Origin of the sequence: Cytobacillus sp. Hz8 (assembly GCF_042263505.1) — a bacterium.
GTDB lineage: Bacteria > Bacillota > Bacilli > Bacillales > Cytobacillaceae > Bacillus_BE.
In genome coordinates this window covers 1-24127 of the sequence record NZ_JBHKFI010000011.1, presented here as the reverse complement: position 1 = coordinate 24127, position 24127 = coordinate 1, and the positions used below count along the sequence as shown (strand labels likewise).

Genomic DNA, 24127 nt, shown 5'->3' with positions numbered 1-24127 from the left:
CTGTCCGTAAAGGTCCGATAAGTGAAATAAGATTTTTCTTTGGGCTTCAGCCCTTAGAAAAATCAATCAGGCTTTGCGTGACTAACCATCAGTGGGGGATGAATGGCAGACTAAAAGCGCTACGTCTGCACTAGCACGTCCTGTGCGTCGAAAACCCCCACTGATGGAAGTTTCACTTTATTATATTTTGAAACGGGGCAAAAAGAAAACCCAAACTTCTTATCGAAGTTTGGGCTTTAGGAATTTATCCATCCATTAAACATGACTAGAAAGTCGTTCAGTTAATGCTTCTTTTGGTTGGAATCCAACAACTTTGTCAACCACTTCGCCATCTTTAAAAACAAGTAAAGTTGGAATGCTCATTACCCCAAATTTAGCAGCTGTTTCTTGATTTTCGTCTACATCAAGCTTAACGATTTTCACCTTATCTCCCATTTCAGCATCGATTTCTTCTAAAACTGGAGCAATCATTTTACAAGGTCCGCACCAAGGTGCCCAAAAATCAGCTAATACCAAGCCTGAAGAAGTTTCAGCTGAAAATGTTTGATCTGTTACGTGAGAAATAGCCATGTATTACATCCTCCTAAATTAAATAACTTTTTTTGTAACGTCAGTATATCATCGATTAAGGTTCTATGCTAATAATATGTTTCGTTCGTCATTTTGCCCCAGATAACCTATTTCTTATTCATCGACCATGTGGTATCATGCAAGGTTTCCATTCGAACCACATAATAAAGATGAAGCGAGCGGTTAATGCCCGCTCGCTTCATAATTCCTTATTTGCTTATGCATTAACCTTTAGTTTTTTAAATTCTTCTGTCAATAATGGTACTACTTCAAATAAGTCGCCAACAATTCCATAATCGGCTACTTTAAAGATATTTGCTTCAGGATCTTTATTAATTGCTACAATAACTTTAGAGTTTGACATTCCAGCTAGATGCTGAATGGCACCGGAAATTCCACACGCAATATAAAGATCTGGGGTAACAACTTTTCCAGTTTGACCAATCTGTAAAGAGTAATCGCAATAATCTGCGTCACAAGCTCCACGTGAAGCACCTACTGCTCCTCCAAGTACTTGAGCTAACTCCTTCAATGGTTCAAAGCCTTCCGCACTCTTTACACCACGACCACCAGATACAATTACTTTTGCTTCTGAAAGGTCTACACCCTCACTTGCCTTTCTTACCACTTCTTTAATAATCGTCCGAAGATCCTTTATATCAACAGAAATCGCTGATACTTCTCCAGTTCTAGATTCATCTTTTTCTAAAGGAGCGATATTGTTTGGACGAATGGTTGCAATTATAACCCCATCGGTTACTATCTTTTTCTCAAATGCCTTGCCTGAATAGATTGGACGAGTGAATACAATGTTCCCACCAGCTTCCTCTACCCCAGTCGCATCTGAAATTAAACCTGAATTTAATTTTGCTGCAATTTTAGGCGCTAAATCTTTCCCTAAAGAAGTATGTCCGATAACTAAACCTTCTGGATTTTCAGTATCCACTACAGCTAGTAATGCTTGCGCAAAACCATCAGATGTATATTGGGAAAGGTTTTCATCTTCTACTACCACTACTTTATCCGCACCATATTGGATTAACTCATTTCCTAAACCGCTTACAGAAGTTCCAATTAAAACACCAACAACTTCTCCACCCTCTGCAACTGTTTTAGCAGCTCCAATAGCTTCGAAGGAAACATTACGTAACGATCCGTCACGTGTTTCACCTAACACTAATACTTTTCTAGCCATTACGAATTACCCCCAATTGTATTATTCAAAAGATTTATGCTCGAATGTCAGACTACTTTTGCTTCTGAATGTAGAAGATTCACAAGTTCCTTAACTTGATCAGCCAAATCTCCTTGAAGAACCTTTCCTGCTTCTTTTTGTGCAGGTATATAGATTTCAATCGTTTTTGTTTTTGCTTCCACATCATCTTCATCTAAATCTAAATCATCTAGCTCCAATTCATCTAAAGGTTTCTTTTTAGCCTTCATAATCCCTGGAAGAGAAGGATAACGAGGTTCATTTAAACCTTGTTGAGCTGTTACTAGTAGAGGAAGACTTGTTTCAAGTATTTCAGAATCTCCTTCAACATCGCGAGTAACAGTTGCTTTTGTTCCATCAATTTCAAGCTTCGTAATGGTTGTAACATAAGGGATATTTAACTGCTCTGCCACGCGAGGACCAACTTGACCAGTTCCTCCATCAATCGCGACATTTCCGCCAAGAATAATATCCGCTTCTTTATCTTTTAAATATTCAGCTAAAATTTTCGCTGTTGTATACTGATCACCATCTTCAATATCATCTTCAATATTGACTAACACAGCTTTATCAGCCCCCATTGCTAAAGCTGTGCGAAGTTGTTTCTCAGATTCTTCATTTCCAACTGAAATGACCGTTACTTCTCCACCATTGGCATCGCGGATTTGAATTGCTTCTTCAATCGCATATTCATCATAAGGATTAATGATAAATTCTGCTCCATCTTCATTGATCTTTCCGCCAGAAATCGCTATTTTTTCTTCAGTATCAAATGTTCTTTTCATTAATACATAGATGTTCATTTTTTTCCCCTCCTAGTATTTAAAGCATGACAAAAATCTATTTTATTAAAATGACAAACTATTATTTGCCGGTAAAATGAGGTTCCCGCTTTTCAATAAAAGCTTTAACCCCTTCTTTACCATCTTCAGATGTAAAAACTTCACCAAATAGCTCTGCTTCCTTATGAACTCCTTCGTAAAATTCTTTAGATTTGGAATAGTTCAATAATTCAATCGCTGCCTTTAGTGATAATGGGCTCTTCTTCGCAATTATATGCGCTAGCTTATAAGCATTGTCTAATAGTTCAGTTTCTGGATATGCATCATTAGCAAGGCCATATTGAACCGCATCAACCCCTGAAATCGGTTCACTGGTAAAGATCATTTCCGCTGCACGTGAATTGCCGACATAGCGGCGTAGACGCTGCGTTCCTCCAAAACCTGGAATGATTCCAAGTGATAATTCTGGTAACCCAAGCTTTGCATTCTCTGACACAAGCCGAATGTGACAAGACATTGCAAGCTCCAAGCCTCCACCTAATGCTGCACCGTGAATCGCTGCAATAACCGGCTTTGGAAAGGTTTCCAATCTTTCAAATAAATTTTGGCCAGTAGTAGAAAGATTCGTAAAACCTTTGCTGGTATCAAGAGTCGTAAATTCCTTAATATCAGCTCCTGCAGAAAAAAAGCGGCCATCCCCATGAATCACGATAACCCGAATATCCTGATTTGGTTCGATTTCGTCTAATACTGTTGAAAGCTCTTTTAGCAGTCCTTGTGAAAGAGCATTTGCAGGAGGACGCTCGATTGTAATCGTGGCAATCGCATCCTCATAAGACCATTTTAAATACTCCATCTCCCATTTGCCCCCCTAATAATTTTATTATTCTTTTCTAAACCCGTTTATCAGCAATTTGTGCACTGTATCGGCTAAAGCAGTCAAGTCATATTTTTGATCATTCATGACCCAGGTTGTAACTAACTCGTCTAGCGTACCAAAAATCATTTGTCGGGCCACTCTGACATCCAAAGTATCAGAAAATTCTCCAGCTTCCTTCCCTTGAATTAAAATCTTATCAACGACCTTAAAATAACCTTTTAAGACTTCATTTATCTTATAGCGCAGCTCTTTATTTGATTGCCTTAGCTCTAACTGAGTGACAATTGCAAGATGTCTGTCATTCGACAGATTTTGAAAATGAGTTTTGACCAACATTAATAATTTCTCCGCGGACGTCTCTTTTCCTGCAATATTTTGTTCAATTTTTTCAATAAAGGATCCCATTTTTTCTTGAAAGAGAGAAATGAGGATATCTTCCTTATTCTTAAAATATAAATAGATGGTTCCATCAGCCACTCCAGCCTGTTTTGCTATTTTAGAAACTTGTGCCTGATGATAGCCATTTTCTGCAATCACAATTACTGCAGCATCAATAATTTGTTTGTATTTGGGCTTATTCTTTTTCAATCTCTTTTTCCCCCTTTCAAAGAATATAATATCACTGTTTGGATTGGGATCCATATTATTTTGGAAAAATATAAAATGAATGACTATTCATTCATATTTTTATAATAATCTTACAATTATTTTCTGTCAAGAGAATCCTTCCTTAATATAAAGAGAATTAGATTTGGACAAGCATCCTTTTTCAAAATAAAGAGCCGAGGGATTCGGCTAAAAAATTATGCTTCTTTCGGTTCATCTGTATCCTGTTTTTGCTTTTCTTCATCCACTAATGCCCTTCTTAAAATTTTCCCAACTGCTGTCTTTGGAAGCTCCACCCTAAATTCATAAATCCTTGGAACTTTATAAGCAGCAAGATGCTTTCTCGCAAATTCATTTAATTCCTTTTCTGTTACATTCGCTCCTTCTTTCAGTACGACGTAAGCCTTCACGGTTTCCCCACGGTATGGATCGGGAATTCCTGCTGCAACAACCTCCTGAATAGCTGGATGTTCATACAATACCTCTTCTATTTCCCGTGGATAAATATTATAGCCTCCCGCGATAATCATATCCTTCTTCCGGTCAACCACATAAAAATAACCGTTCTCATCCATATAACCGATATCTCCGGTTAAAAGCCATCCAGCTTTTAATGTTTCATCTGTCTCTTCTGGTCGATTCCAATAGCCTTTCATCACCTGTGGACCTTTTACCGCAATTTCTCCAATCTCACCTTGAGGAAGGATTTCTCCTTCTGATGATAGTATTGCAGCATCCGTATCCGGCCAAGGAACACCAATACTCCCCTTGACTCGAGGTCGATCCCATAAAAAATTCGCATGGGTAACTGGTGATGATTCTGTTAATCCATAACCTTCCACGAGCTTGCCACCTGTTACTTCTTCAAACTTTTGTTGTACTTCAACTGGTAGCGGGGCAGAACCAGAGATACAGGAATCAATGGAGGACAAATCATATTTTTTAAGATCCGGATGATTGAGCAAACCGATATACATTGTTGGTGCACCTGGAAACATGGTCGGCCGTTGTTTTTGAATGGTTTTTAACACAGTTTCCATATCAAATTTCGGTATTAAGACCATTTTATTTTGCTGTAAAACGGTCAGAATCATGACCGTTGTCATTCCATACACATGAAAAAATGGCAACAATCCTAAAACAACCTCTTCTCCCCTTTTACATTTATAAAGCCATGCTTCACACATGGAGGCATTGGAAACGAGATTTTTATGTGTTAACATCACTCCTTTAGGAAATCCAGTGGTACCTCCCGTGTATTGAAGCAAGGCTAAATCCTCATCAAAGTTATAATCATATTCTTTTACTGGTCTTTGTTCCTGTTTCATTATCTCTTTTAATAGATGATTCTCCCCCTTGTGTTCAACCTGAACGGCAAAACCATATTGCTTTTTCTGAATAAAAGGATACACAATATTTTTCGGGAAAGGCAAAAAGTCTTTGATAGCGGTTACAATCACGTGTTGCAAATCTGTTTGTGATTTAATCTTCATTACTCTTGGATAAAGAATTTCCAATGTCACAATTACTCTAGCACCAGAATCCTTCATTTGGTACTCAATTTCTCGTTCCATATATAGAGGATTGGTTTGAACAACAACGGCCCCTGCCATTAAAGCGCCAAAGTAACAAATAACGGATTGAGGAGTATTCGGAAGCATAATAGCAACTCGATCCCCTTTTTCAAGGCCCAAGTCCTGTAGATAACCAGCAAATTTATAGCTATAGTCAAATACCTCTTGATAAGTTAATTCTCTTCCCATAAAATGAATAGCCACCTTGTTTGGGCTATCTTCAGCAGCATTTTCTAAATATTGTTGAACGGGGATCTCTGAATAGAAAAGGGTCGGGGGAATTTCTTTAGGATAGTTTTTTAACCACGGTTTTTGTTTAAACATTTTCAACCTCCTACGCAAAAAAAAATATTTTAAAAATTCCAACTCTTTAAAATGATTATATTATATTGCTGATTTTATGACAATTAGAATAGATTCTCATCTATGAAATCAAATGGCTCCGATTCTTGTCGTGAACATTCTTTTTATATGGTTCGCGAATAATTGATTTTTCTCGTGATATGATTGAAATAATCGCGAAAAGAAGGCTTCATTTCTTCAAAAAGAGAAGGTTTGAACTTGATTATTCGCGAAAATTGCTAATTTATCCAAAGATGTCTAACCTATTAAGAGCAACAAAGTTCAAAAAAAGAGCTTTTTAATATCATTTATATTTACACTACCTGGGCAATACAAAAAAATGATCGTTCTTTCACGAACGACCATTTTCCTTTTTTATGAAACAACCATATAAATGAATCCAATAATTATAAAAACTCCACATAAAACAAGCAATATTTTTGCCAGCTTCTCCACTTCAATCTCTCCCTTATGAAATCCCTGCTCCGATTACAAAGGATAATCCAATTGAAATCGCCATTGAAATAAAGCCAACAGCCCGATTATCTTTCTCAATTTCTTCGTCAATTTTAAATTTAGGAGTTAGAAATTCAAAAATAAAGTAGCCTACTAGTAGTAAAAAAAAGCCAAAGATGCCCCAACCAATCATCGTGAACAAGCTATCATGCTGATTAATCGAATAGTGGAAAATATTAGCGATCCCAAATATTTTTCCTCCTGTCGCGAAGGCAACAGCGATATTTCCATTTTTGATTTGTTCCCAATTTTTGTATTTTGTGACAAGCTCAAAAATAGCCAAAAACACAATCATACACAATATCACAACACTAAAATTGGCTGCTGAGTGGACATACTCATTCTCCCAAAATTGGTTCATCTTTTTTACTCCCCGATGATTATTTAAATTCTACAATGGTAACCCCAGTACCACCTTCAGTAGCTGCTCCAAATCGAATGTTTTTTACAGAACGATGATTTCGCAAATATTCCTGTACACCCTGTCTTAAAGCACCTGTGCCTTTACCATGAATTATGGAAACCCTAGGATAACCTGCAAGTAGGGCATCATCAATATATTTTTCTACCTTTAACAAGGCATCCTCATAACGCTCTCCTCTTAAATCAAGTTCGAGTCCAACATGAAAATCCTTTCCTTTCACAGTGGCAATTGGTCGGGTTTCTGTTACTTTCGGGCTTTTTATATATTCCAGGTTTTTTTCAGAAACCTTCATTTTTAAGATACCAATTTGCACTTGCCACTCATCTTCCGATACTTTCTCAACTAACGATCCTTTTTGGTTAAAGGTAAGTACCTTCACCTCATCACCAGGTTGATACATATGTTTAGTCCTTTTGGAAGTGAGCGGATTTTTGCTAACATGTTGCTTAGGTGCAGCCTCATTTAAGCGTTTTCGCGCTTCAATCAATTCATGCTCCTTGACTTCGGCATTTTTTTCTAATCTTAATTTACGAAGTTCACGGATGACTTCCTCTGCTTCCATCTTTGCTTGATCGACAATTTTGGCTGCTTTTTCTTTTGCCTTCTCTTTCATTTTATCCTTTTGTTCATAAAACTCAATCATTTGCTTTTGCAGATCACGATGAAGCATTTCAGATTGCTTTAATAAATCATGAGCATCTTCCAATTCCTTTTCTGCTTGCCATTTACTTTCTTCAATTGACGCAATCATTGTATCTACTTGATTGCTTTCAGCACTTACATGAGCTCGAGAGGTCTCAATCACACTCTCCTTCAAGCCAAGGCGTTTGGAAATCTCAAAGGCATTGCTCCGTCCTGGCACCCCAATAAGAAGTTTGTAAGTAGGAGTTAATGTTTCCACGTTAAATTCAACACTAGCATTAATGACTCCTTCACGATTATAGCCATAGGCCTTTAATTCAGGATAATGAGTGGTCGCAATTACTCTTGCCCCACATTTATAGACCTCATCTAAGATGGAAATCGCGAGGGCTGCCCCTTCCTGCGGATCCGTTCCAGCTCCTAGCTCATCAAATAAAACAAGACTGTCGAAGCTAACATGATTTAATATATCCACGATATTGACCATATGAGAAGAAAAAGTACTCAAGCTTTGTTCAATAGATTGTTCATCCCCTATATCTGCATAGACTGCACCAAATACTGCAAGCTCAGAGCCATCTAACGCTGGAACCTGTAAGCCGGCTTGGGCCATTAACGTGCAAAGACCAACTGTTTTTAAAGTTACCGTCTTACCACCTGTATTTGGTCCAGTAATGACAATCGTGGAAAAATCCTCTCCTATAAAAATATCATTTGCTACTACTTCATCGATGGGAATGAGCGGATGTCGGGCTTTATATAGCTTAATCATTCCTTTATTATTCATTTTTGGTTTGGATGCTTTCATTTTTTGAGCGAACCTTGCCTTTGTAAAAAGAAAATCAAGTTCTCCAAGAACGTAACAAATCGTTGCAAGCTCATTAAAATGCTCCCCAACCATGCTTGAGAGCTCAATCAATATTTTTTCGATTTCCTGCTGTTCCTTAACCCGTATATTTTGCAGCTCATTATTTAATTGGACAATCGCTTGAGGCTCAATGAATAAGGTTTGCCCAGATGAGCTTTGATCGTGAATAATCCCACCATAATGTCCACGATATTCCTGTTTCACTGGAATAACAAAACGGTCATTACGAATCGTCACAATAGCATCTGATAGCATTTTCTGAGCACTGGAAGAACGTATCATACTCTCTAATCGCTCACGAACTCTTGCTTCCTTTGTTCGCAACTGATTTCGAAGGGAGCGCAAGGTAATGCTTGCACTATCTAGCACTTCGCCCCCTTCATCAACGGCACCTCTAATCGATTGCTCAAGCTCAGCTAAGACAATGATTTTCTCAGCATACCGATTTAATTGCGGGATTTCGATTTCTTCCTCTACAAGAGTCTCAATGAATTTCTTCATTTGTCTGCTTGCATGAATCGTTGTGGAAACTTGATTTAATTCTTGAGGATTCAGCATGCTACCAATTGATGCCCTTTTAATTTGCGGGCGAATATCGAATATTCCACCAAGTGGGATATTCCCTTTTATCCGTAAAACCTTTACTGCCTCATCTGTTTCTTCCTGCATCTTGACAACCTGTTCGAAATCAGTTGAAGGCGTTAATTTAGAAACCTTCTCCCTTCCAAATGAAGAAGATGCAAAATCAATCAGTTGTTCCTTAATTTTATGAAATTCTAATACTTTCATGACTCTTTGCTGCACGGAGATTCATCCTCCTTATCAATCTGTTTGCTCTTTTTTCCGGCAAAGATATTGTTGAAACTCTTCTTTATCCAACGCATTCAATACGGTCGATTTTTTAATCCATCCCTTCTTGGCAGATGATACTCCTATTTCCATATGAGATAATGTTTCGACTTTATGGGCATCTGTATTTATGAAGATTTTCACTCCTGCTTCTTGTGCTTTTCGCAAGCTATCAGGTGCTAAATCTAAGCGATTCGGATTGGCATTTAATTCTAATGCTGTATTTGTTTCACTTGCTAGCTTGATCAGCATGTCTATATCGACATCGTACCCATCTCTTCTTCCAATGATTCTTCCTGTTGGATGAGCAATTAAATGGACATTTGCGTTATTTAATGCCGTTTTTAAACGCTCCATAATTTTTGACTGGGGTTGAGAAAAGGCTGAATGAATGGATGCAATGACAAAATCCATTTCTGCTAATAGAGCATCATCATAATCAAGCGTTCCATCAGGCAAGATATCCATTTCTATTCCAGAAAAAATGGTGATATCTTCAAATTTTTCATTCAAAAGTCGAATTTCTTCTTTTTGCTTTCTCAGCCTTTCTGGTGTTAATCCGCAAGCCACCTTTAAATACTGTGAATGATCGGTAATCGCCATATACTGATAGCCCTTTGCCCGACAAGCTTCAATCATTTCTTCGAGAGAATTTGCTCCATCACTCCAAGTGGTATGCATATGGAGATCCCCCTTAATATCTGATTGGGAGATGATTTCCATGTCTTCTCGATAAAGATCCACTTCAGTGCCATCTTCACGAAGCTCAGGGGGGATTAGCGGTAAATCAAAATGATGATAAAACTCTTCTTCAGATGAAAAGGTAAGGACCTCACCTGTTTCCATGATTTCGACGCCATATTCACTTATCTTTTCCCCACGCTCTTTTGCAAGCTGCCTCATTCGCACATTATGATCTTTAGAGCCAGTGAAATGATGAAGAGTTGTGGCAAATTCCTTTGGTTGAACGATGCGAAAATCAACAGAAACATCATAATCATATGCAAAAGTAACAGAAACCTTTGTCTCACCGGAAGCAATAATTTCTTTCATATTAGGAAGCTTTAACAGCTGTTCTTTTACGATGGAGGGGTTAACTGTTGAAATAATAAAATCTAAATCCTTTACCGTCTCTCTCATTCTTCTTAAGCTACCTGCACGTGAAAAGCGTTCAATCCCTTGCATGTTTTTCAAAAGTAACTCGATTTCCCTTGCAATGGGCAGCATAAAGGCTAATGGTAATCGAGTTGGCCGATTACCCAGGCCTTCAATCGCATCAAGAATTTTCTCTTCTGTTTTCTTCCCAAACCCAGAAAGCTTCTGAACTTCTCCTTTACGACAAGCGAGCCGTAAATCCTCAACATTTTCAATGCCTAATTCCTGATAAAGTTTGGCAATCTTTTTTCCGCCTAAGCCAGGGATTTGCAGGAGTAATATTAACCCGTTAGGTACCTCTTCCTGTAACTCCTTCAAGACAGAAGAGCCGCAAGCTTTCAAGAACTCTTCAATGACAGCAGCTGTTCCCTTTCCTATTCCCGGAAATGCAGTAAAATCTTCTATTTCTGAAAGACTTGCATCTATCGCTTCTAATGCACTTGCTGCCTTACGATAGGCAGAGACCTTAAAGGAATTTTCTCCTTTTAATTCTAAATAGATAGATATCGTTTCTAGATGACGAATAAGATCCTTTTTATTTACACGCATAGAATTCACCTGCTTATCATATAAAAACTTTCATCCTTTATTAAAGTCTAAAAGAAATAACTCCTCGATTTTTACTCTATAAGATAATATAACAGAAAGAGATAAATAAAGGGAAACTTCACAAGATTCAGGTGCTAAATTCTACCTAGCTCTAAACATGTGAAAAAGACTGATTTCATTTCACACGATTTTGCCCTGAAAGACACATAACGAATCGTGTTGATATTGAAATCAGCCCTCATTTTTCCTGGCAACCATCACTTGCAAAATGCTTGATTCACAAACCATTTAAGAACCGATATAATCAATCCAAAGCTCTTTTACTTTCTGTGAAAAAATCGGGGTATGCTTCACAATCGCTTCTCCGATAAACGAATGATTTAATGGTGTTTGCACCGCATCTATCGGCACAAGTGCTGCTATATATAATAAGATAAAAATGATAAGATATACTTCAAGGAAGCCTAATACTCCTCCGCCCCATACATTTAGTGTTTTCAAAATAGGTAAATTGGAAAGAAAATCTAGCATACTACCAATAATATGTAGGATTATTTTTACTGCAAAAAAAATCACGACAAAGGCGATGGCGCGATAATAGGCATCTTCTAAATTCCCATTGTCAAACAGCATAGCTATTGTTGAATCTTCCCCTATAGATGGATAGGGAACCCAAAGAGTCAATTTGGAGGATAGATCATCATAGTATAAACTTGCGACAATAAAGGAGATAATGAAACTAGTTAAATGGATGACCTGGAGGATAAAGCCTCTTCGCAATCCGACAAAAAAACCAATAATTAAAATCAATAGAATTGCTAAATCAAGCATGACTATTTCAGTCCTTTACTCTTTTTAATTCTTGTTCTAGCTGCTCAACACGGTTTTTCAATTTCACATAATCATTGACAGCATTTACCGCAGTTAAAACAGCTAATCGACTAATATCAAGCGATGGATTCTTTGTGCTGATTTCATGCATTTTTTCATCAACCAAAGATGCAACAAGACGGATATGACTTGAAGTTTCACTTCCAACAATTGTATACTGATCACCAAATATATCCACCGTTATACGCTGCTTTTGTGTATCAAACAAGCCTTTAAGCCTCCATTCTAAAGAATCCTAATGTTTATCATAACATGAACCTATTATAGTGGAAAGTAGAAGTGAGGCAAATTCCGACAATTTCATGTGTCAAAGTATTCTATTAAAGTATTTTTCTAGGAGTGAAAAAATGAGTAATACGGTTATTATAAAAAGCCTGCAGGAAATTAATGAAATGAAAGATTATTACAAAGAAAATCTTTCAGCAAAAATCCCCACAGGGGGAATTTTTGCTGCCAAAACCTCCAGTTGTTCAATTACAGCCTATAAATCTGGGAAGGTGCTCTTTCAAGGTGCCGGAAGTGAAACTGAGGCAAGAAAATGGGATTCTTTGAATGGGGCTTCTGCTAAACCAATGTCAAAAAAGAAGCCTACCCCACAAGGAAGCAATGGAAATTTACCAGCTCACTTTGAAACTCTGTCCGTTCTAGGGTCGGATGAGGTGGGAACAGGAGATTTCTTTGGACCCATTACAGTCGTTGCAGCCTTTGTTAAAAGAGAAGATATTCCGCTATTAAAGGAGCTTGGAGTCAAGGATTCCAAAAGCTTAACAGATGAAAAGATTGGTGAAATTGCCAAACAAATTAAGGAGGTCATTCCCTATAGTTTGTTAACTTTACATAACGAAAAATATAATCAATTACAAAAATCAGGAATGTCTCAGGGAAAATTGAAAGCACTCTTGCATAACCAAGCGCTAAAACATGTTTTAGATAAAATTGCCCCAGCAAAACCAGAAGCGATTCTTATCGACCAATTTGCACAAGTTGGGGTTTATTACAATTACTTAAAAGGACAGTCTACGATTGTTCGTGAAAATGTATATTTCAGTACTAAGGCAGAAGGAATTCACATCGCTGTAGCCGCCGCTTCCATCTTGGCTCGTTATGCCTTTATTCAGCATTTTGATAAATTAAGTGAAAAAGCCGGTTTTAAAATACCAAAAGGTGCAGGACACCAAGTGGATGTCGCTTGTGCAAAATTAATAAAAGCAAAAGGCAAAGAAATCCTTCCGCAATTTGTAAAACTTCATTTTGCTAATACAGACAAAGCGCTTAAGCTATTATAAAGTGAAACTTCCATCAGTGGGGGTTTTCGACGCACAGGACGTGCTAGTGCAGACGTTGCGATTGACATCGCGCTTTTAGTCTGCCATTCATCCCCCACTGATGGTTAGTTGAACTTATCGGACCTTTACGGACAGTCGATCTCCCACTTATCTTCTTCGTATTCTCAGAATCTTGAAGTGGGAGTCTTACTGTCCGTTAAGAGTGGGATAAAAAATGGGGCCTCACCTTTGGACCATGTCTAAAAGTGAGACCCCATACAAAATGCATTAACCTCTTAACACTGCTCCTGCTTTATCCTTGACTGCAGCAAGTACTTGTTCATGTGCTTTTGTTACTTCTTCATCTGTAAGAGTTTTTTCTGGATCAAAATACTTAAGTGTGAAGGCAATGGATTTTTTACCTGGTTCCATTCGTTCTCCTTCGTATAGATCAAAGATATGAACCTCCTTCAATAAAGCTCCTCCTGCTTCCACGATCACACTTTGCAGCTTGCCAGCTGTCATTTCTTGATCCACAACAAGAGCAATGTCTCTTGTAATAGAAGGGAAGCGAGGGATGGCTTGATATTGTAAAGGTTCCACCTCTGCATCTAAAATAGACTTTAATGATAGTTCAAACACATAGGTATCTTTTAAATCCAAATCCTTTTGCACATTTGGATGGATTTGTCCGACAAATCCAATGCTGTTTCCTGCAAGGATTACCTCAGCTGTACGTCCAGGATGCATATCTTCAATTGTCTGAGCGCGATATTCCACTTGATCCTGTAAGCCTAAGCGAGTAAACAAGCCCTCAAGAATTCCTTTTGCTACATAAAAATCTACTGCTTTCTTTTCACCCTGCCATAAATGAGAATGCCATAGACCTGTAATTGCACCAGCCAAATGCTCCTGTTCTTCAGGCAATACATCCTTACCCTTTTCTAAGAAAACCACACCGGTCTCGAACACGGCCATATTTTCATTTTGACGTGCATTATTATGCTTCACCACTTCCAGCAGCTGTGGAAGAATGCTTAAACGAAGGAAGCTTTTATCTTCACTCATTGGCATAGCCAAGCGGATGGGCTCACATTTTGCTAACGCATATTGCGTCGACTTCTCACGACTTGTTAAAGAATATGAGACCGCTTGATATAGACCCGCGCCTTCCAAAAAGCGGCGAACAACTCGACGTTTCTTCTGATACTCTGTTAAATGTCCCGGAGTTGAAGAACCAATTGGTAAGGTTGTAGGAAGATTATCATATCCGAAAAGTCGGGCAACCTCTTCAATCAAATCTTCTTCAATCGTAATATCCCCGCGTCTTGTTGGTACTGTAACGGTGAATGTTTCATTATCGACACGTACATCGAACTGCAAACGAGAGAAAATATCTTCAACTTCTGAAACCGTAATGGTTGTTCCAAGCACGCGATTTATTTTTTCTAAGGTTATCGTGACTACAGCGGGCTCAACAGATAAGGTATCTGCTTCAACAGAACCTTCTAAAACCTCGCCGCCAGCATAAAGGGCCATTAATTCAACCGCTCTTAAAGCAGCTATGCGAGTACGATTTGGATCAATGCCTTTTTCATAACGTGCACTGGCTTCACTTCTTAGGCCATGATCCTTAGAGGCCTTGCGGATTGTTGCTCCATTAAAATAGGCAGATTCTAATAGTACGGTTGTCGTATCCGATTGAACTTCAGAGTTTGCTCCACCCATGACACCAGCTAATGCCACTGGTTCTTTGCCATTTGTAATAACTAAATGATCGCCCGTAAGAGTTCTCTCTGCATCATCTAAAGTAGTCAGCTTTTCTCCCTCATTTGCACGACGGACCAAGATCTCCTTTGAACCTAAACGATCATAATCAAAAGCGTGTAGTGGTTGACCATATTCCAATAAAATATAATTCGTGATATCGACAACATTATTGTGTGGTCGAATACCTGCAGCCATTAATCTGCCTTGCATCCACAATGGGGATGGACCTATTTTTACATTCTTGATTACTTTTGCGACATATAATGGATTATCTTCTTTAGCATCAACCGTCACTTGAATATAATCTTCAGCTTTTTCATTTGATGGGCTTACTTCTGGATTTGGAAGCTTCACTTCTCTGCCTAAGATGGCTGCTACTTCATAGGCAACACCAATCATGCTTAGGCAATCGGCGCGATTAGGAGTTAATCCCAGTTCTAAAATACAATCGTCCCGTTGTAAATATGAAATCGCATCTGCCCCAACCTGCACATCGCTTGGGAAAACAAAAATACCTTCAGAAAAATCCTTTGCTACTACTTTTGGGTCAATTCCCAGTTCCTTTAAGGAACAAATCATACCATTGGATTCCTCCCCGCGAAGCTTCGCCTTTTTAATTTTGAAATTTCCAGGAAGAACTGCGCCAATTGTCGCAACAGCCACCTTTTGTCCTTTATCAACATTCGGAGCCCCACAAATAATTTGTACGGGTGTTTCTCCACCGAGGTCTACAAGACATTTATTTAATTTATCCGCATTTGGATGCTGCTCTTTTTCAACAACATGACCGATTATGACCCCTTTAATGCCTTCATTTAAAGTTTCTACTCCTTCAACTTCAATCCCGCTTTTCGTAATTTTATCTGCTAGTTCTTCAGCAGTAACACCTGCCAAATCCACATATTCCTGCAGCCATTTATATGATACAAACATGAATTCTCAATCCCTTCTACTTACTCTTGTACTGCAAATTGTTTTAAGAAACGAATATCATTTGTATAGTAGTGGCGAATATCGTCAATGCCATACTTTAACATAGCAATTCGCTCTGCCCCCATGCCAAAGGCAAAGCCTGAATATTTCTTAGAATCAAAGCCTGCCATTTCAAGCACGTTTGGATGCACCATTCCTGCACCAAGCACTTCAATCCAGCCGGTACCTTTACATACATGGCAGCCATCACCATGGCAAATTTTACAAGAAATATCCACTTCAACAGAAGGCTCCGTAAATGGGAAAAAGCTTGGGCGTAATCGGATTTCGCGCTCTTCACCGAACATTTGTTTAGCAAAAACCTCAAGTGTTCCTTTTAGGTCACTCATACGAATATTCTCATCTACTACCAACCCTTCAATTTGCATAAATTGATGAGAGTGTGTGGCATCATCATTATCGCGACGATACACTTTTCCAGGACAAATAATTTTGACCGGACCTTTTCCTTTATGTTTTTCCATCGTTCTTGCTTGCATTGGAGAAGTGTGCGTACGAAGCAAAGTTTCTTCTGTAATATAGAAGGTATCCTGCATATCTCGTGCCGGATGTCCCTTTGGTAAGTTTAAAGCTTCAAAATTATAATAATCCTGCTCTACTTCAGGGCCCTCCGCTACCGTAAAGCCCATCCCAACAAATAAATCTTCTAATTCTTCGATAATGCGGGTTAATGGATGGGAATTACCAGCTTGAATTGATCTTCCTGGCAATGTTACATCAATGGTTTCAGAAGCAAGCCTCGCTTCAACCGCTGCTTTTTCTAAGACCTGTTGTCTCTCGGAAATGCTTGCAGAAATTACATCACGAACTTCATTTGCTAAAGCTCCCATTTTTGGACGTTCTTCCGCAGATAATTTTCCCATTCCTTTTAGAACTTCCGTAATCGGTCCTTTTTTCCCTAAATAAGCGACACGAATATCATTTAATTCTTTCAGGTCACTTGCTTGATTTACTTTTTCAAGCGCCTCTTGTTGCAGCTGTTTTAATTGCTCCTGCATGTTTTGAATCCTCCTTCATTTCTTGATTTTTCCAATAAAAAAAACCTTATCCCCCAAAAAGGGACGAGGTTTTATATCGCGGTACCACCCTTATGAACACAATGTACAAAATCATTTGTGTTCTCTTCATTCAGATAACGGCTTTCCACCGATGCATCTTTACATTTAAAAATCCATATGGTCCCGATGCCACTCAGGAGGTGAACTTCCCTTACCTTTATCTATAAAAATGCTTTCAGTCAAGGCATTTTCTCCCTTAAAATAGAACCAGCAAGCTACTCTTCTCCGTCAGTGATTTTTCAATATGTAGTTTTCCGTCTATTATAGTATATCTTCCGTTAGGTTTCAAACGGATTTAAGAAAAATAAGACCTATTTTTCATTCCTTAAATAATATAACAAGATTCCGGTCGCAACTGCAACATTTAATGATTCACTTTTTCCATAAATCGGGATATATAAATTGGTGGATGTCTGCTTTAAAAAGTCCTTCTTCACACCATTTCCTTCGTTTCCAACAAGCAAGGCAAACTGGGAAGCTGCCTGTATCTCTTTATATTCCCTTGCCCCCTCTAAAGCTGTCCCGAAAACCGGAATTTGCCGCTCCAATAATTGGGGAATCCATTCCTCTAAATGACCTCTAACAACAGGCAAGTGAAAATGACTACCTTGTGCCGAACGTAACACTTTTGGATTATAGATATCTACACTTCCATCACCAACGATTATGGCATCCATTCCAGCAGCATCCGCAGTACGAATCATCGTCCCTAGATTTCCGGGATCCTGGACGGCATCCACTAATAAGAAGCGTTTCCCCTTCGTGTGAATTGGCTCCACCTGTTGTTGTTCACAAATCGCAACAATTCCTTGCGGTGTCTCTGTTTCCGCTAAGGCTCTAATGACTTCATCTGTTACCATCGTAACCGGAATATCACGATAATTCCATTTTACTGGCAGTTCCACCTCTTCATGCACAATCATTTCAACAATTTGATTGGCAAACAAGGCTTCTTCCACAAGGTGAAAACCTTCAACAAGAAATAGTCCAGACCGATCTCTTTCTTTTTTTGTTAAAAGCTTTTTCCATTGTTTGACTTGAGGATTTTTGGCAGAAGAGATATGCATCATTCTGTGCCCTCCTCCTTTCCTACTCCAATTTTCTTATTATATCTTAACTTAAATACATAATAAATCCAAAAAAAGAAAATGATATTAATAATTAAATGAGAAGGGAGACTGGCTAAGTGAATTTAAACTTAAGAAATGCGATTATACATAACGTATCCGGAAATACTCAAGAACAGCTCAGAGAAACCATTGTCGATGCAATTCAAACAGGAGAGGAAAAAATGCTCCCTGGACTTGGTGTTCTGTTCGAAGTCATCTGGAATCATTCCTCCGAGAATGAAAGAAAGGAAATGCTTCAAGTATTAGAGGACGGATTAAAATAACAGTGATAAAAAATTTCCCTAAAGTTAAAAGCTAGAACCAATATATGGTCTAGCTTTTTTCCTTTCTTCCTTCAATTTTTCCTATCATTTTATGCGCTTATGATTCAAAATTGATAAAATAAGAACGATAACTTGGGCTTGGTGTTAAATAAGAGTAAAATGTCTCCCAATTAGAGCCCTTTTTTTCATATATGTATTATTTAATTTGATGGACGATTCTTTTTATGCAGTCACTTATAATGGAGAAAATAATCAAATTGTCTTGACACAACAATTGAATATCATTTGGGGAACGAACTATATAGTTACCGTTCACCATGGCAAATGAAAGCAATTGGAAATATTGTGAATGAAGTAAAAACTTCATCAATAAATATGGAAAAAGGGGACGATTATTGGAGACTTAGAAAAATGTTAATACGTTAAGTAAAACTCCAGCTGCAAACAAAAATCCGATAGATCGTTCCGTTTTTAAGACAAACAAGAAAGGAAATCTCAAAATGTTAACCATGCTATTAGGGAGCTTTTGCTCTGCCTTTGCCACCGGCGTGGGTGCATTGCCTGTCCTATTTATGAAGACCATTAAACATAAGACAAGAGATAATTTACTTGCACTGTCTGCTGGTGTCATGGTTTCTGCTACTGCTTTCGGACTGATACCTGCAAGCATTGACGCAAGTGGGACGATTACGGCATGTATCGGAACTGTGCTCGGTGTCATTATGTTAGATTTATTAGAAAAGACACTGCCCCATGTTGAACTTGAGCATAATTTAGATGAAAAGAAAAAGCAAAGTGCCATCCTAGTCTTAATCGCATTAATGCTTCATAACTTCCCGGAAGGAGCCAGTGTCGGCTTATCCTATTCCAGTCAAACGAATGAACATTTAGGGGTTTTAATGGCCATAACGATTGGATTACAGAATATGCCGGAAGGTCTGATTGTAGCTTTATATTTAGTCAATAGTGAAATGAATCGTATCAAGGCAGTTCTGATAGCAACGCTAACAGGAGTTGTAGAAATTGTTGGAGGCATTATCGGGTATTTAATCGGTTATTCCTTTCAAAGCACCATTGGTGTTGGATTAGGAATTGCTGCTGGAGCCATGCTATACCTAGTATACAAAGAGCTTATACCAGAGAGCCACGGTCATGGTTATCAGCGAAGTGCTACATTTTATTTTGTCTTTGGCTTTTTATTTATGCTTTTAATTACGTAACTTTCATTTGGGAAAAATTCAAGAGGGACTACCTATTCATGGTAGTCCCTTCCCTTTATTCAAATGTAATTTTATCTACTGTTTCCCGATCTAAACGTTTAATCACTTCAACAATTATCTTCACGGCATTCTCATAATCATCCCGATGAAGCATCGCCGCATGAGAATGAATATATCGAGTGGCGATTGTAATGGATAACGCGGGTACCCCTTTATGTGTTAAATGAATAGAACCAGAATCCGTACCCCCACCAGGAACAGAATCAAATTGATAAGGAATATTGAATTCATCAGCTGTATCTGTCACAAGATCGCGCAGCCCTTTGTGGGAAACCATTGATGCATCATATAAAATAATTTGCGGACCTTTTCCCATTTTACTTAATGCTTCTTTTTCCGTTATTCCTGGAGTATCTCCGGCAATCCCTACATCAACACCAAAGGCAATATCCGGTTCAATCTTTTGCGCAGCTGTTTTTGCGCCGCGAAGACCAACTTCTTCCTGAACAGTTCCAACGCCGTAAACGACATTAGGATGTTCCGTATTTTGAAGATTTTTCAATACATCAATCGCAATCGCACAGCCAATTCTGTTATCCCATGCTTTCGCTAAAAGCATCTTCTCATTATTCATGACGGTAAATTCAAAGTAAGGAACAACCATATCTCCTGGGCAAACTCCCCATTCAAGTACCTCTTCCTTGCTGGAAGCCCCAATATCAATAAACATATCCTTGATTTCAACTGGTTTTTTACGTGCTTCAGCTGAAAGAACATGCGGTGGCTTTGAACCAATTATTCCCGTAATCTCTCCCTTTTTAGTAACAATCGTGACTCTTTGGGCCAGCATAACCTGTGACCACCAGCCACCAACGGTTTGAAAGCGCAAAAAGCCTTTTTCATCGATATGAGTAATCATAAAGCCTACTTCATCTAAATGCCCTGCCACCATTATTTTTGGTCCATCCGCATTTCCGACCTTTTTCGCAATTAAACTGCCGAGGTTATCCGTTGTGACTTCATCTGCAAGTGGAGCTATGTATTTTTTCATGACTTCGCGAACTTCACGTTCATTGCCAGGAATTCCTTTGGCATCCGTTAAATCTTTTAGCATTAATAATGTTTCATCCATTTTTGCCATAAGTTTCGACTCCCTTAATAATTAGTGTCTTCCCTATTATATCGTTATTATTATAAATGCACAAAAATTCACTCAATACCCATTTTTTTGTCTTTCATAATTTACTTCATTTTTCTTCAAATATGCCTGAATAATTTGATCAGATGTAAATCCAAGAAGTCTAGCTATTAAAATATATTGATTAAATAATTGCTGAAATACATCATAGGACTTTTCCAAGCGAAACTTCGTTATTAGCTCATACACCTTGATAAATTCTTCACTCAAAGATCCTGCTTGATTGACATTTGGTTCAAGCACCATTTCTTGATCAAATCCGCATTCAATTCCTAGCGATAAAATAAAATGAATACCATCAACAAATTCTTCAATTATCACAGAATCAGGAGAAGCGGATTTGACACTCCAAAATTTAAAGCATCGGGTTTCGTTCGCTAACTCCCCAACTTCAACGAGCAAAGCCAGTACCTTACGATCAAATAAATTTTCCTCCATTAGCTGATGCTTCGTTTCAATATGCTGATCTAATGCCTTTTGCATCTCAAATAATTTTTTTATCTTCATAAAATATCACAACCTTTTTTATTTCTCCTTAAAAAGTTTATCAAAAATGCCTGATTTTGAAACTATATTTTATCTGAATCGTAATTATATAGATTAGATTGTTTTGTAAGGAGAAATGCTTATGCTCTGGTTACTTCGTCTTTTAATTGTCTCCCTCTTACTTTTCTACATGTATAGGGGCATGAAATATTTTATCGGTCCCAAGAGAAAGCTGCAAAATGCGATGCAAAAGGGACAATTTTACCTAAATGACCAACCAAACAATATCCGCAGAAATTTATTGCTTACCTACAAAGGTTTTCTTTTTGAAGGAGAAAAATATGTAAGTTCAAGAGAAAATTCGGCAGAAGTTGTATCCATATTTATTTGGCCCCACCAAGGTGAAGCAATTTCAAAAATTTCCAAAAAAGATCTTAATTATATTGAACATCAGCTTAATAAAGTCTACCCAAATTGCAAAATTGATTGGAAAAATACTTATTTATAGCTGGTCTTCTCTTATCTTTTTGTAGTAAAATATGTAAATATTTATCTATGGGGAGGAGAAGAAATGATTCGAAGATTAACAGAAAGAGACGCACATGCTTGTCTCCAGTTCATCAAACAGCAACCATCAGAAAATTTGTTTATCATCGGTGATATTGAAGCCTATGGATTCGAGCAGCCGTTTCAAAAGCTCTGGGGAGAATTTAATAATAACGGTGAATTCATCGCAGTATTATTAAAATATCATGAGAATTTTATTCCTTATGCAAAAAATGAGTTTGACGCACAAGGTTTTGCTGAAATCATCTTAAATGAACCAAATAGCACCAATATGTCCGGCCTCAAACCAATCACAGAAAAAATTGAACCCTTCCTAAATCAACGCATCAAAAGAAAAAGACAAACCTATTATGCAAAATGTACTCAGATCAGCTCAATTGTTTCTAATATGGATACCTCCATTGTTCAAAAGGCAGCCATCGAAGACGTGGAATCAATAGTTAAGCTACTGACTTCCATACCGGAATTTAGTGAATCTCTCATTACCATAGAGAAAGAGCGAAAAAAATTGGAGGACGAAGTTGGTCGCACCTATTATATTCTAGACCACCAGCAAATAGTCTCAACTGCTGCCACAACAGCTGAAAATTCTCTTTCCGCCATGGTCGTTGGTGTTGCCACACTTGAAGCCTTTACTAAAAAAGGGTATGCAACTAAATGCGTCACTCATCTTTGCAGAGAACTTCTGCAAGAAGGAAAAGAATTATGCCTCTTTTATGATAATCCAGAGGCTGGCGCCATTTATAAGCGAATTGGCTTTACGGACATTGGTTTATGGATGATGTATACATTGAAGAAAAAGTGACTCTTTATAATCTTTTATAAAAGGGTTGACCCTGAAAAAAAATAAACGAGTATGCACAAAATTTGTTTTGATTATTCCTATATGTTTACATTAGCTCAGTTTGGAATCTTGGGCTCAAATCGTTCCATTTCACTTTATAAATTTTAGCTTTCAAAAAAAAGTCGTTCATTTCCCTTATGAACGACTTTTTTCTTCCTGATGACTTAAATTCAACCCCAAATGAACAGCGCCTTCTCTATCAACCTCTTAACAAAGATTGTTCTTCCCTATTTTAAACAAACTTTCTTCCAATTTTAAAAATCAACACTGACTAAAACGAGCCACCATTTCTTACAATTATCCAACCGCCTTAAAAAACTCATTCCATTTAATCACGGCGACTTTTTCGCGAAGGATATAAACAAGAACGGATAGAGCGAAAAGAATGATCACAATCATGGTTGGCGTGAAATGGCTAATAAACTGACCAAAAACGGTATAGAAGAAGGCTAGCGGTAAATTAGTGATCCATGAAGCTTTCATATATTCCCGAAAGCTTTTTTTCCGTTCGATAAGACAAAAATTAAGTAAATGATAATGAATGAAAGGAATTAATCGTAAGATCGTAATTTGGCTAACGGTTAAATTTCGATACTCTCCGAACCATTTCCTTTTAACCTTGGACAGCTTGTCATAGGTCTTCGGCATCCTCCTCAACAAAATGTAGAATAGTAGGCTACTAAGCACTAAACCAATCAAAGAGTATATCGTCCCTGCAATCGTTCCAAATAACACACCACCTGCCACACATAAAACAGCGACAGGAATAAATAGAAATTGCCGAAGAAAATGAAAAACAATAAAGGCTAGTGGAGCAAAAATACCGCCCGCTTTGACGATGACAAATAACAGAGCTAACTCCTCATCCATTTCTACACCTACTTTTGCTCATTATCTTGTTGTTATTCTATCCTATATAACATGTATGGCTATTATGACAAAATAATGGAATCCCTTTATTCTATTAAGTAATAAAAAAGCAGTAGCACTTGTAAAATAGCAATAAACGGGAACCCCCATTTAAAGGATATATGCTTTGTTTTATGGCGAAATAACCACATCCCTAAAGTTGTTCCAATTGCCCCTCCTATAATCGTAATAAACCACAATGTTTTTTTCAGGAATTCGATATTGATGGTGAATCGCTCTTCTTTTATCAATCAACATGACCATTAGGCCAATGATATTGATTGCTAAAAAATAAACAGCAAAATAAAGTAACATAAAGCCTCCTATAGGGATAAAGAAAACTCGCCGATTGGCAAGCCTTCAGGAGAAGACAGAGGCGTAGTTGCCTTTATACTTTACTCCTAAAATTGGCCACTACGTCGATCTTCATCACCCCTGCCAATTTATACTCCCTCATAAAAGTAACGATTTTCTCGCGTTTTCTCCGTTTTTCTCAGTTTTTTAAATTTTATATGACTGTTTTCATCATGTATAGTCAGAAAGTAATATTCTTTTGGTGGAGG

The 24127-nt window shown here is 37.9% G+C and carries 24 protein-coding genes and 1 other annotated feature; of the genes, 5 read left to right on the top strand and 19 right to left on the bottom strand.

Annotated features, from left to right (window positions below; genetic code table 11):
- Positions 1-255 precede the first annotated feature (255 nt).
- From trxA to zapA, 11 genes are all read right to left on the bottom strand, one after another.
- Positions 256-570: a thioredoxin gene (gene trxA / locus ACE38V_RS14155; RefSeq protein ID WP_375842124.1), complete on the bottom strand. Its 315-nt coding sequence runs from the start codon at positions 568-570 to the stop codon at positions 256-258.
- Positions 571-787: 217 nt separating this feature from the next.
- Positions 788-1765, bottom strand: a complete 978-nt coding sequence (locus ACE38V_RS14150; RefSeq protein ID WP_375842122.1) for an electron transfer flavoprotein subunit alpha/FixB family protein — start codon at positions 1763-1765, stop codon at positions 788-790.
- Between the two features lie 47 nt (positions 1766-1812).
- Positions 1813-2586: an electron transfer flavoprotein subunit beta/FixA family protein gene (locus ACE38V_RS14145; protein ID WP_375842120.1), complete on the bottom strand. Its 774-nt coding sequence runs from the start codon at positions 2584-2586 to the stop codon at positions 1813-1815.
- Between the two features lie 61 nt (positions 2587-2647).
- Entirely contained in the window at positions 2648-3421 is a 774-nt protein-coding gene (locus ACE38V_RS14140; RefSeq protein WP_375842118.1) for an enoyl-CoA hydratase, read from the bottom strand.
- 27 nt (positions 3422-3448) lie between these two features.
- Entirely contained in the window at positions 3449-4033 is a 585-nt protein-coding gene (locus ACE38V_RS14135) for a fatty acid metabolism transcriptional regulator FadR (RefSeq protein ID WP_375842116.1), read from the bottom strand.
- Positions 4034-4248: 215 nt separating this feature from the next.
- The gene (locus tag ACE38V_RS14130; protein ID WP_375842114.1) at positions 4249-5949 is read right to left on the bottom strand and encodes a long-chain-fatty-acid--CoA ligase; all 1701 of its coding nucleotides are present in this window, start codon (positions 5947-5949) and stop codon (positions 4249-4251) included.
- Between the two features lie 487 nt (positions 5950-6436).
- Positions 6437-6844 carry a DUF350 domain-containing protein gene (locus ACE38V_RS14125; RefSeq protein WP_375842112.1) on the bottom strand — a complete coding sequence of 136 codons (408 nt, stop codon included), beginning with the start codon at positions 6842-6844 and terminating at the stop codon, positions 6437-6439.
- A 19-nt stretch (positions 6845-6863) separates the two neighbouring features.
- Positions 6864-9221: an endonuclease MutS2 gene (locus ACE38V_RS14120; RefSeq protein ID WP_375842110.1), complete on the bottom strand. Its 2358-nt coding sequence runs from the start codon at positions 9219-9221 to the stop codon at positions 6864-6866.
- A gap of 18 nt (positions 9222-9239) precedes the next feature.
- Positions 9240-10970, bottom strand: coding sequence for a DNA polymerase/3'-5' exonuclease PolX (gene polX / locus ACE38V_RS14115; protein WP_375842108.1), 1731 nt, complete (start codon positions 10968-10970; stop codon positions 9240-9242).
- A gap of 288 nt (positions 10971-11258) precedes the next feature.
- Positions 11259-11801, bottom strand: a complete 543-nt coding sequence (locus tag ACE38V_RS14110; RefSeq protein WP_375842106.1) for a CvpA family protein — start codon at positions 11799-11801, stop codon at positions 11259-11261.
- A 7-nt stretch (positions 11802-11808) separates the two neighbouring features.
- A complete protein-coding gene (zapA, locus tag ACE38V_RS14105) occupies positions 11809-12069 on the bottom strand; it encodes a cell division protein ZapA (RefSeq protein WP_375842104.1) in 261 nt (86 codons plus the stop codon).
- A 139-nt stretch (positions 12070-12208) separates the two neighbouring features.
- On the opposite strand from zapA, the gene rnhC reads away from it, so the two are divergent.
- A complete protein-coding gene (gene rnhC, locus ACE38V_RS14100) occupies positions 12209-13147 on the top strand; it encodes a ribonuclease HIII (protein WP_375842101.1) in 939 nt (312 codons plus the stop codon).
- A 267-nt stretch (positions 13148-13414) separates the two neighbouring features.
- Here rnhC and pheT read toward each other — a convergent pair whose 3' ends face one another.
- The 3 genes from pheT to ACE38V_RS14085 form a co-directional block, all read right to left on the bottom strand.
- Positions 13415-15829, bottom strand: coding sequence for a phenylalanine--tRNA ligase subunit beta (gene pheT / locus ACE38V_RS14095; protein ID WP_375842099.1), 2415 nt, complete (start codon positions 15827-15829; stop codon positions 13415-13417).
- A gap of 20 nt (positions 15830-15849) precedes the next feature.
- Positions 15850-16887 (bottom strand): phenylalanine--tRNA ligase subunit alpha, encoded by a 1038-nt coding sequence (gene pheS, locus ACE38V_RS14090; RefSeq protein ID WP_375842098.1) that lies wholly within the window; start codon positions 16885-16887, stop codon positions 15850-15852.
- Positions 16888-16943: 56 nt separating this feature from the next.
- Positions 16944-17188 (bottom strand) — a binding site (T-box leader).
- Between the two features lie 70 nt (positions 17189-17258).
- On the bottom strand, positions 17259-18017 hold the full coding sequence (locus ACE38V_RS14085) for a TrmH family RNA methyltransferase (protein WP_375842096.1): 759 nt from the start codon (positions 18015-18017) through the stop codon (positions 17259-17261).
- Positions 18018-18133: 116 nt separating this feature from the next.
- On the opposite strand from ACE38V_RS14085, the gene sspI reads away from it, so the two are divergent.
- Together sspI and ACE38V_RS14075 are read left to right on the top strand one after the other, a co-directional pair.
- A complete protein-coding gene (sspI, locus tag ACE38V_RS14080) occupies positions 18134-18340 on the top strand; it encodes a small acid-soluble spore protein SspI (RefSeq protein WP_375842094.1) in 207 nt (68 codons plus the stop codon).
- A 500-nt stretch (positions 18341-18840) separates the two neighbouring features.
- The gene (locus tag ACE38V_RS14075; protein ID WP_375842092.1) at positions 18841-19560 is read left to right on the top strand and encodes a ZIP family metal transporter; all 720 of its coding nucleotides are present in this window, start codon (positions 18841-18843) and stop codon (positions 19558-19560) included.
- A 55-nt stretch (positions 19561-19615) separates the two neighbouring features.
- On the opposite strand, the gene ACE38V_RS14070 is transcribed toward ACE38V_RS14075, so the two are convergent.
- Positions 19616-20701 (bottom strand): M42 family metallopeptidase, encoded by a 1086-nt coding sequence (locus ACE38V_RS14070; protein WP_375842090.1) that lies wholly within the window; start codon positions 20699-20701, stop codon positions 19616-19618.
- A gap of 72 nt (positions 20702-20773) precedes the next feature.
- Positions 20774-21265, bottom strand: a complete 492-nt coding sequence (locus ACE38V_RS14065; protein WP_375842088.1) for a dUTP diphosphatase — start codon at positions 21263-21265, stop codon at positions 20774-20776.
- Positions 21266-21386: 121 nt separating this feature from the next.
- On the opposite strand from ACE38V_RS14065, the gene ACE38V_RS14060 reads away from it, so the two are divergent.
- On the top strand, positions 21387-21752 hold the full coding sequence (locus ACE38V_RS14060; protein WP_375842086.1) for a sigma-w pathway protein ysdB: 366 nt from the start codon (positions 21387-21389) through the stop codon (positions 21750-21752).
- Between the two features lie 63 nt (positions 21753-21815).
- Positions 21816-22616, top strand: a complete 801-nt coding sequence (locus ACE38V_RS14055) for a GNAT family N-acetyltransferase (protein WP_375842084.1) — start codon at positions 21816-21818, stop codon at positions 22614-22616.
- Between the two features lie 336 nt (positions 22617-22952).
- On the opposite strand, the gene ACE38V_RS14050 is transcribed toward ACE38V_RS14055, so the two are convergent.
- From ACE38V_RS14050 to ACE38V_RS14040, 3 genes are all read right to left on the bottom strand, one after another.
- Complete coding sequence (locus tag ACE38V_RS14050) at positions 22953-23525, bottom strand: TVP38/TMEM64 family protein (protein ID WP_375842082.1); 573 nt, start codon at positions 23523-23525, stop codon at positions 22953-22955.
- 86 nt (positions 23526-23611) lie between these two features.
- A complete protein-coding gene (locus ACE38V_RS14045) occupies positions 23612-23764 on the bottom strand; it encodes a DUF1294 domain-containing protein (RefSeq protein WP_375842305.1) in 153 nt (50 codons plus the stop codon).
- The gene (locus tag ACE38V_RS14040; RefSeq protein WP_375842080.1) at positions 23697-23879 is read right to left on the bottom strand and encodes a DUF1294 domain-containing protein; all 183 of its coding nucleotides are present in this window, start codon (positions 23877-23879) and stop codon (positions 23697-23699) included. The genes ACE38V_RS14045 and ACE38V_RS14040 overlap by 68 nt, the downstream gene beginning before the upstream one ends.
- Positions 23880-24127: the final 248 nt, after the last annotated feature.